Source organism: Thalassospira lucentensis MCCC 1A00383 = DSM 14000, from assembly GCF_000421265.1.
Taxonomy (GTDB): Bacteria; Pseudomonadota; Alphaproteobacteria; order Rhodospirillales; family Thalassospiraceae; genus Thalassospira; species Thalassospira lucentensis.
In genome coordinates this window covers 490,980-499,767 of the sequence record NZ_ATWN01000003.1, presented here as the reverse complement: position 1 = coordinate 499,767, position 8,788 = coordinate 490,980, and the positions used below count along the sequence as shown (strand labels likewise).

General features: G+C 53.5%; 7 protein-coding genes, 1 tRNA gene and 1 rRNA gene. 8 read left to right on the top strand and 1 reads right to left on the bottom strand.

Annotated features, from left to right (window positions below):
• The first annotated feature begins 185 nt into the window (after nt 1-185).
• Together rrf and K355_RS0109085 are read left to right on the top strand one after the other, a co-directional pair.
• Nucleotides 186-300 (top strand): 5S ribosomal RNA (gene rrf / locus K355_RS0109090).
• A 104-nt stretch (nt 301-404) separates the two neighbouring features.
• Nucleotides 405-481 (top strand) — tRNA-Met (locus K355_RS0109085).
• Between the two features lie 332 nt (nt 482-813).
• On the opposite strand, the gene K355_RS0109080 is transcribed toward K355_RS0109085, so the two are convergent.
• A complete protein-coding gene (locus tag K355_RS0109080) occupies nt 814-1,593 on the bottom strand; it encodes an IclR family transcriptional regulator (protein ID WP_022731817.1) in 780 nt (259 codons plus the stop codon).
• A gap of 179 nt (nt 1,594-1,772) precedes the next feature.
• On the opposite strand from K355_RS0109080, the gene K355_RS0109075 reads away from it, so the two are divergent.
• The 6 genes from K355_RS0109075 to K355_RS0109050 are packed head-to-tail and all read left to right on the top strand — an operon-like array spanning nt 1,773 to nt 8,730.
• Nucleotides 1,773-3,290: an ABC transporter substrate-binding protein gene (locus tag K355_RS0109075; RefSeq protein ID WP_022731816.1), complete on the top strand. Its 1,518-nt coding sequence runs from the start codon at nt 1,773-1,775 to the stop codon at nt 3,288-3,290.
• 25 nt (nt 3,291-3,315) lie between these two features.
• On the top strand, nt 3,316-4,233 hold the full coding sequence (locus K355_RS0109070) for an ABC transporter permease (protein ID WP_022731815.1): 918 nt from the start codon (nt 3,316-3,318) through the stop codon (nt 4,231-4,233).
• 1 nt (nt 4,234) lies between these two features.
• Nucleotides 4,235-5,158 (top strand): ABC transporter permease, encoded by a 924-nt coding sequence (locus tag K355_RS0109065; protein ID WP_022731814.1) that lies wholly within the window; start codon nt 4,235-4,237, stop codon nt 5,156-5,158.
• Between the two features lie 10 nt (nt 5,159-5,168).
• Nucleotides 5,169-6,182: an ABC transporter ATP-binding protein gene (locus tag K355_RS0109060; RefSeq protein WP_022731813.1), complete on the top strand. Its 1,014-nt coding sequence runs from the start codon at nt 5,169-5,171 to the stop codon at nt 6,180-6,182.
• Nucleotides 6,182-7,147, top strand: coding sequence for an ABC transporter ATP-binding protein (locus tag K355_RS0109055; RefSeq protein WP_022731812.1), 966 nt, complete (start codon nt 6,182-6,184; stop codon nt 7,145-7,147). Before K355_RS0109060 ends, K355_RS0109055 begins: the two co-directional genes overlap by 1 nt.
• Nucleotides 7,144-8,730 (top strand): gamma-glutamyltransferase, encoded by a 1,587-nt coding sequence (locus K355_RS0109050; RefSeq protein WP_022731811.1) that lies wholly within the window; start codon nt 7,144-7,146, stop codon nt 8,728-8,730. The genes K355_RS0109055 and K355_RS0109050 overlap by 4 nt, the downstream gene beginning before the upstream one ends.
• Nucleotides 8,731-8,788: the final 58 nt, after the last annotated feature.

Below are 8,788 nucleotides of genomic sequence, written 5' to 3'. Positions count from 1 at the left end.
GGCTGGGTGTGGAAGCGTGGCAACACGTGAAGCTAACCAGTACTAATTGATCGATCGGCTTGATTGATCCCTCTTGCTACTGTCTGCATAGCTTGCGCAGCGGTAAAATCTAGCAAGACCAAATACAACAGTGTTCGCACACACAATCACGATATCCATTCTCTTCAAATGCTGTGTTTAGATGGCTCGGTGGCATTAGCGGCCGGGAACCACCTGATCCCATCCCGAACTCAGAAGTGAAACCAGCCTGCGCCGATGGTACTTTGTCTTAAGGCACGGGAGAGTAGGTCACTGCCGGGCCTTCTAAACACAGCAACATATTCCCTAAATCACACCCAAACATCAAACGCCGCTTCTTCATTGACGCGGCGTTGTCTGTTTAAACAACAGAAAATACCCACTGACGCGGGGTGGAGCAGCCCGGTAGCTCGTCAGGCTCATAACCTGAAGGTCAGAGGTTCAAATCCTCTCCCCGCAACCAAATAAAAAAGGCTCGCCCTCGTGGCGGGCTTTTTTAATGTCTGGAAGGTGGGGTAGGTGGACTTGAACCTTATGTTCAAACCAAGCAAAGCTTTGCGCAGGTTCAGCGTAGGGCGAAGCCCATAGCTAAATCCTACCCCCGCAACCACTTCTGTTATAAATCGCTCCTTTGCGAGATATGACAAAGCCCAAAAACAAAACACCCCGCTCAGCTTTCGCAGAGCGGGGTGTTTTGTTTGGTTATATACAATCTCAGAATTTTGAATTTTAGATGATGTGCCGTGGGCTGGTCTCCGCTGCATCAATCATCTGATTGTGCAAGGTCGGCGCCGTTTATCTTGATGGCACAATAGATTGGGCAGCTTCAACAACAAGCGGGGCAATTTCCGCTTCCGCACGTTCGATGGTCCAGCGGATCGACGGCAAAGAACAGTGGATTGCGCCAACCGGTATTCCCTCAATACTGCATATCGGGGCGGCAACATTGACTTCATCGGGTAAAACCTGCCCCTGTGTGGTGCAATATCCCTTTTCTCGTGCCACCAGGATATTGTCGAGTATGGCACCACGATCCATCGTTGTGCGCTGGGTGTATTGCCGGGTTGGCCAGTTGCTTACCGCGTCACGGATGGCCTGATCGGACTGGCGGCTCAGGATGACGCGCCCCGATGAAGCGACAAGTGCGGGTACCCGTCGGCCAATCGCCGAAGCCCCGAAATTGGTGCGGTGATTGGGCATGCGCACGACATAAATAATATCGGTTCCGATTGGCTCGGCCATGTTGATGGTTTGTGATGTTTGGCGGCTCAGGTCGATCAAACGCGGCATTGCCAACTGCGCCAGATAATCAGCCCATAGATAACTGTACGCCATTTCCAGATATTTGACAGATGGCGAAAACCTACGTGTTTCCGAGTTCTTTTCCAGATAACCAAGCTCGTATAACGTATTGGCATATCGCTGTGCCGCACTCTTTTCAAGACCGGTAACCTTCACAAGATCGCCCAGGCCGAGTTCGGTTTTATCTTCGGAAAAAGCCTCAAGTATCCGCATGCCCTTTTCAAGGGATGTGACAAAAAGGGTGTCCTGCTGCCGGGCTTTGGCATCCGTCATGGTCGCATTTCCTCAGGTTTTTTAATGACAAACGTGCTGGTTGACATCCAGCTTTCAGTTGCCTTATCGTAGTTATATACAGTACGCTGTATTATAATATAATACAAGGTGTTTTAAATACATCTAATGTGTCTTGCCGCAAATATTGTGAAGCGGGGCATTCATATCAGGAGGCTATAATGAAACAGATCCTTAAGGGGGCTGGAATCTTTGCCCTCGCCATGGCTGCTGCTGGAACAGCTGCTGCCAACAAAGCTGACGATACCCTCAATGTCGCGTTCTCCAAAGAACTTGAAAATGTCGACAGTTATTTCAACTCTGCGCGTGAAGGCGTCATCATGCAACGCTCCATCTGGGATGGGCTGGTTTATCGCGATCCTTACACCGGCGAGTATAAGGGAAATCTGGCGACGGACTGGAATTGGGTTGATGACAAAACCCTTGAATTCAATCTTCGCCAGGGCGTTACCTTCCACAACGGCGAACCTTTCGATGCTGACGATGTGGTCGCGACCGTTAACTGGGTTGCGGACGAAAAGAACGGGGTGAAAACCCAGCGCAACGTCAACTGGATGGAAAGTGCTGAAAAGATTGACCAATTCAAGGTCCGCATTCACCTGAAGGCGCCATTCCCTGCGGCTATCGAATATCTTGCCGGGCCGGTGTCGATTTACCCCAACGAATACTACGCGAAAGTCGGTCCGACCGGCATGGGACTTAATCCGGTGGGAACGGGTCCGTACAAGGTTGTTTCGGTCGAACCGGGCAAGCATTTCGTGCTGGAGAAGTACGAAAATTATCACAAGGACAGCCCGAAGGGGCAGGCTAATATCGGTCGTCTCGATATTCGTACCATTCCTGATTTCAACACCCAGGCGGCCGAACTGTTCAGCGGCGGTCTGGACTGGGTCTGGCAGGTGCCGCCAGATCAGGCCGAAAGTCTGGCGGCTATGGGCGAGTTCACGGTTGCCAATGAAAGCACGATGCGCATCGGTTATCTGCAATTTGACGCGGCTGGTCGCAGCGGTGAAAACAACCCGTTCACCAACAAGCTTGTGCGTCAGGCCATTTCCCATGCCATTGACCGCGAAGCCATCGTTGCATCGATGCTTAAGGGGAAATCCCGTGTGGTCAATTCGGCCTGCTTTCCGTCGCAGTTTGGCTGTGATCAGGACGTTACCGTCTATGATTACAATCCGGAAAAAGCCAAGCAACTGCTAGCCGAAGCTGGTTATCCGGACGGGCTGGAGATCGACTTCTATGCCTATCGTGACCGCGAATATGCCGAAGCCATGCTGGGGTATCTCGAAGCGGTCGGTATCAAAAGCAATTTCAAGCTTTTGCAATATTCGGCATTGCGTGAACTGAGCATGAAGGGTGAGGTATCAATGTCGTTCCAGACATGGGGTTCCTATTCTATCAACGATGCGTCGGCGATCGTCAGCCAGTATTTCAAGCTCGGCAGTCTTGATAGTGCGCAAGATGAGCAGATCAAGGAATGGCTGGATGTTGCCGACAGTTCCGTCGATTCTGACGAACGCAAGGAATACTATTCCAAAGCGCTGAAGCGTATAGCGGAAGAAGCCTATTGGTTGCCGTTGTTCTCCTATAACTCGAACTACGTGTTCACCAAGGATCTGGAATATGCACCGACCACGGATGCTATTCCGCGCTTCTTCCAGATGAGCTGGAAATAATCCTCCGGATCAGGGGTTCAGAACGGTGTTGGTATATACGTTAAAAAGGCTTGGCTTGGCCTTGCTGGTTACGCTTGCGGTCTCCATGCTTAGCTTCGCGCTTCTCTATCTTTCTGGGGATCCTGCGGCAGCTATTGCGGGTGAAACGGCAAATGCCGATGATATCGAAGCTGTAAGGATATATTACGGCTTTGATCGACCATGGGTCGTTCAGTATGGCGAATGGATGTTCAATGCGATCAGGGGGGATTTCGGCACAAGTTATTACTTCAAATTGCCGGTATCACAATTGGTTGCTGATCGCCTGTCCGTCACGATGTTGCTTGGCTTATGCGGAATCTCGTTTGCGCTTTTAACGGCGGTTCCGTTGGGCGTTGCCGCCGCCGTTCGCCCCAACAGTATCATTGACCGAATTGCCTTGTTCCTTTCGGTCATGGGGCAGGCCATGCCAAGTTTCTGGTTTGGCCTGGTCCTTATTGTCCTGTTCAGTATCAAGCTTCGCCTTCTGCCGCCTTCCGGTTCGGACAACTGGCAGAACTTTGTGATGCCAACCATTGTGCTGGGCTATTACGCCATGCCGGCCATTATGCGCCTGACTCGTGCCGGGATGCTTGATGTGCTCGGTGCGGATTATGTCCGCACCGCACGCGCCAAGGGTGCCGGTGAATTCCGTGTCATGTTCAAGCATGCCCTTCGCAATGCCATCATCCCGGTTGTCAGTCTGGCCGCCGTGCAGATGGGCTTCATGCTGGGCGGATCGATTGTCGTTGAATCGATCTTTGCCCTGCATGGCGCGGGCTATCTGGCATGGGAATCCATTGGTCGTAACGATCTGCCAACCGTGCAGGCCTTGATCCTGGTGTTTTCGATGTTCTATATCGTCTTCACCTTCCTGTCGGATTTGTTGAATGCGTGGCTTGATCCGCGCATGAGGGTGGGCTGACATGACCAACACGACCGAAACCATCCACGCTGTCGCACCCAAGGTTGAACCCGAAGTCCTGAGCGGCCCGACACCACGACAGATTTTGGTGACCAAGGTTCTTGGTCACAAGGGGCTGATGTTTGGTGCTATCGTGCTTCTGGTCATCTTCCTGATGGCGCTTTTTGCGCCCCTTCTGGCACCTTATGATCCCTATCATCAGGACCTGATGCACCGGATAGTGCCCCCGGTATGGGATGCCAAAGGCAGCTGGGACAATATCCTTGGTACCGATCATCTGGGGCGGGACTATTTGTCACGTTTGCTTTATGGCGCACGTATTTCATTGGCCATCGGGGCGATTGCGGCCCTGATTTCCGGTATTATCGGCACTAGTATGGGGGTTGCTGCCGGTTATTTCGGCGGACGTGTCGATTCCTGTGTCACCTTTCTGATCAATGTGCGTCTTGCGATGCCCGTGGTTCTGGTTGCGCTGGCTGTGGTTGCGCTGTTTGGCGGTTCGCTTGAAGTCGTGATTACGGTTCTTGGTCTTTTGCTTTGGGACCGGTTCGCGGTCGTGATGCGGTCCGCCACCCTGCAATTGCGATCCATGGAATATGTCACCGCGGCTAAGGCTATCGGCTGTTCGACCAAGCGCATCCTGTTTAGCGAAATCATGCCGAACATCACAAACAGTCTGATTGTGATTGTCACGCTTGAAATGGCGCATGCAATTTTGTTGGAAGCGGCCCTGTCGTTCCTGGGCCTCGGGGTGCAGCCGCCAACACCGTCTTGGGGGTTGATGGTATCGGAAGGCAAGCAGATGCTTCTGTTCCAGCCATGGATGATTGCCATCCCCGGTGTCGCGCTGTTCATCCTTGTTCTGGCGATCAATCTGCTGGGCGATGGTCTTCGCGATGTTTCCGCACCTGAAAACCGCAACTAGGGGCATCAGCATGGAAAATATTCTTTCTGTTCGCGGCCTGACGGTCGATATCCCGCTGGCGGCCGGAACGCTGCATGCCGTGCGAGGCATTGATTTCGATGTGAAGCGGGGTGAAACCCTTTGTGTGGTGGGTGAATCAGGCAGTGGCAAATCCCTGACCTCGCTTGCGATCATGGGCCTTCTGCCCAAGCAGGCCCAACGTTCGGCACAGGTTCTTGATTTTGAGGGGGTCGATCTTCAAACGGCGTCAAAGCGCGATATGCGCAAACTGCGCGGTAACCGGATTTCGATGATCTTTCAGGAGCCGATGACCTCGCTTAATCCGGCATATACGATTGGCGATCAACTGATGGAAGCCCTTTTGCTTCATCGCAAGGTTTCCAAGCCAGTTGCGTGTGATCGTGCCATCGAACTTCTGGAAAAGGTCGGGATCACGGCGGCAGCCAACCGCATGAAACAATATCCCCATCAGCTTTCCGGCGGTCTGCGCCAGCGCGTGATGATTGCCATGGCCCTGATGGGGGAACCGGATCTGATCATTGCAGATGAACCGACAACCGCCCTTGATGTCACCATTCAGGCCCAGATATTGCGCCTGCTTAAGGATCTTCAGCGTGAATTGAACATGGCGATGATCCTGATTACCCACGATCTCGGCGTGGTGGCCCGCGTCGCAGACAAGGTCGCCATCATGTATGCCGGTGAAATGGTTGAATCGGGCAGCACCGCCGAAGTCTTTACCGCGCCAAAGCACCCCTATACCCGCGGATTGCTTAACTGTATTCCGGTGCCGGGTAAAACCGCTGCGGGGGAACATCTGGGGTCGATCCCCGGCATCGTGCCGTCTCTTATCGGTGATGTGGTCGGCTGTGCTTTCCGCAGTCGCTGTGACGAGGCAACCGCGCAATGTTCATCCGACATTCCCGCGCGGGTTTCGTCGGCAGGGCACCTTTATCGCTGTGTTCACGATTATGATGGGCCCGCATCCCCGTCGATGAACCAGCCAAAATCGGGGGAAGCATAATGTCCGTTCCGGTTCTTGAACTTGATAACGTCTCTAAAATCTTTTCGATCAAGCAAGGCATCTTTGGCAAACGCAAGGACCTTCGCGCAGTTGACGAGTTGACTCTAAAATTACAAAAGGGCGAGGTCCTTGGACTGGTCGGCGAATCCGGCTGTGGCAAAAGTACCCTTGCACGTATTTTGCTGGGACTGGAAACACCAACAAAGGGCCGGGTTCTGGTCGATGGTGAAGACATCACTACCCATGACAGATCCTATTTGGCGCGCCGTATTCAGCCGATTTTTCAGGACCCCTATTCGTCACTTAACCCGCGCAAAACCATAGGTGACATCATCTCGTTGCCGTTACGTGTGCACAAGGTCGGCGATCCGCGCGACTGGGACAAGCAAACCGCCGATATTCTTGATGTTGTCGGTTTACCCAAACGGGTTTTGCGTAGTTATCCAAGCCAGCTTTCAGGCGGGCAACGTCAGCGTGTCGCTATTGCGCGCGCACTGATTATGCGTCCGGAAATCGTGATATGTGATGAACCGACCTCGGCCCTTGATGTCTCGGTACAGTCGCAAATCCTTAATTTATTGTCGGATTTACGCAATGAATTCGGGCTGACCTATCTGTTCATCAGTCACAATCTTGCGGTGGTCGAACATCTGGCAACACGGGTAGCGGTCATGTATCTGGGACGTATTGTCGAAGAAGCAGACGCGTCTTCGCTGTTTGCCAGCCCGGATCACCCATATACCAAGGCGTTGCTGGAATCGGTTCTGACACCGGACCCATCATTTGGCGTTCCCGATACGCAATTGGGGGCTGTGTTTCCCAACCCGATCAACCCGCCTAGTGGATGTCATTTCCATCCACGCTGCCCGCGGGCGATTGATATATGTTCGACCAAGGCACCGGTCGCGACCCTTCATCAGGGCAAACGGGTTGAATGTCATCTGGTCGAAGGGGCGGTTCAATGATCCGCGACAATTTTTCCAACATGCAGTCGGTCCGTAAAAACGTCGTCACCGTCGAAAATGGTGGAGTGGTCGCAGCCCAACATAAGCTAGGTGCCCAGGTTGGGGCTGACATTCTTGCCGCTGGTGGCGATGCCATTGATGCCGCGATTGCAACATCTTTTGCCATGGGTGTGGTCGAACCCTGGATGAGCGGCCCGGCAGGTGGCGGTGCAATGGTGATTTACCGCGCCGACGAGGACCGGACCTATACCATTACCTTTGGCATGCGTTCTCCCGCGGGGCTTAAAATTGCGGATTATCCGTTATCAGGCGAGGGCGTTGCGGGAGATCTGTTCCCATGGCAACGCGTCGTCGGGGACCGTAATCAGATTGGAGCCACCGCAATTGCCGTACCCGGCACCGTTGCTGGTATGGGGCTGGCGTTTGATCGGTTTGGTACGATGCCGTGGCGTGATCTTGTTTCACCGGCGACAAGACTTGCGCAAGGTGGCCTATCGGTTGATTGGTATGCCGCCCTTATCATCGCGGCCAGCACCCGCGAACTTGCCAAGAACCCAACTGCGGCGGAGACCTTTCTTGAAGACGGGCAATGGCCAACCATTGCCGGATGGACAGCGCTTTCGGACAAGCGGATCAATCTTGACCGAATGGTAACCACCCTACAGCGAATTGCCGATAAAGGCGCACGCGAATTTTACGAAGGCGACCTTGCAGCGGAAATCGTTGCCGATGTTAAGGCTGCGGGCGGATGTTTGTCTCTTGATGACATGAAATCCTATCAGGCTGTTTTGGCTGACCCGCTGGCAACATCCTATCGCGGAGGGACGATCTTTACCCCGCCTGCGATGACGGCGGGTGAAAACCTTGCCGAATGTCTGGAAATTCTATCACATCAAGAACTCCAAGGCACTAAACCGGAGATGGATGCCTACGCCGCCTATGTTGACGCGCTTAAGGCTACCTATAAACGCCGTTTGCATGATATGGGCGATTTCGATGACAGTCGCGCCCCTGCCTGCACCACGCATTTCAGTGTGACCGACCGACACGGTAATATGGTTACCGTGACGCAAACGCTGCTATCGATCTTCGGCTCTAAGGTCGTCCTGCCCGGAAGCGGGCTTTTGATGAACAACGGGATCCTGTGGTTCGACCCTGAACCGGGAAGGCCAAACTCGTTAGCCCCCAACAAACGCTGTCTAATGAATGTTTGCCCGGTCATCGGGCAGCACAAGGACCGGCGTTTTGCCATCGGGGCATCCGGCGGGCGCAAGATTTTGCCAGCCATCCTGCAACTAACATCCTGCCTGATGGATTTCGATATGACCCTCGAAGACGCTTTTCATCAGGCGCGGGTCGATTTCAGCGGCGGCGATACGGTGATTATTGATCAAAGCCTTTCGCCCGATATCGTTGCTGCCCTTGGGGAACGCCATCATTCCGTGACCACACGCCGAACCGCTTTCCCCTATGCCTTTGCCTGCCCGGCTGGCGTACTTCGTCAGGGACAGATCAATCAGGGCATGACTGAAATCATGTCCCCCTGGGGCGATGCCGTGGCCGAAAATCGGAATGGGTCGTGAAACGCACAAGCGCTGCCATTCCCTTAAGGATTTGATGGCGTAGCGGAAATAATAAGGA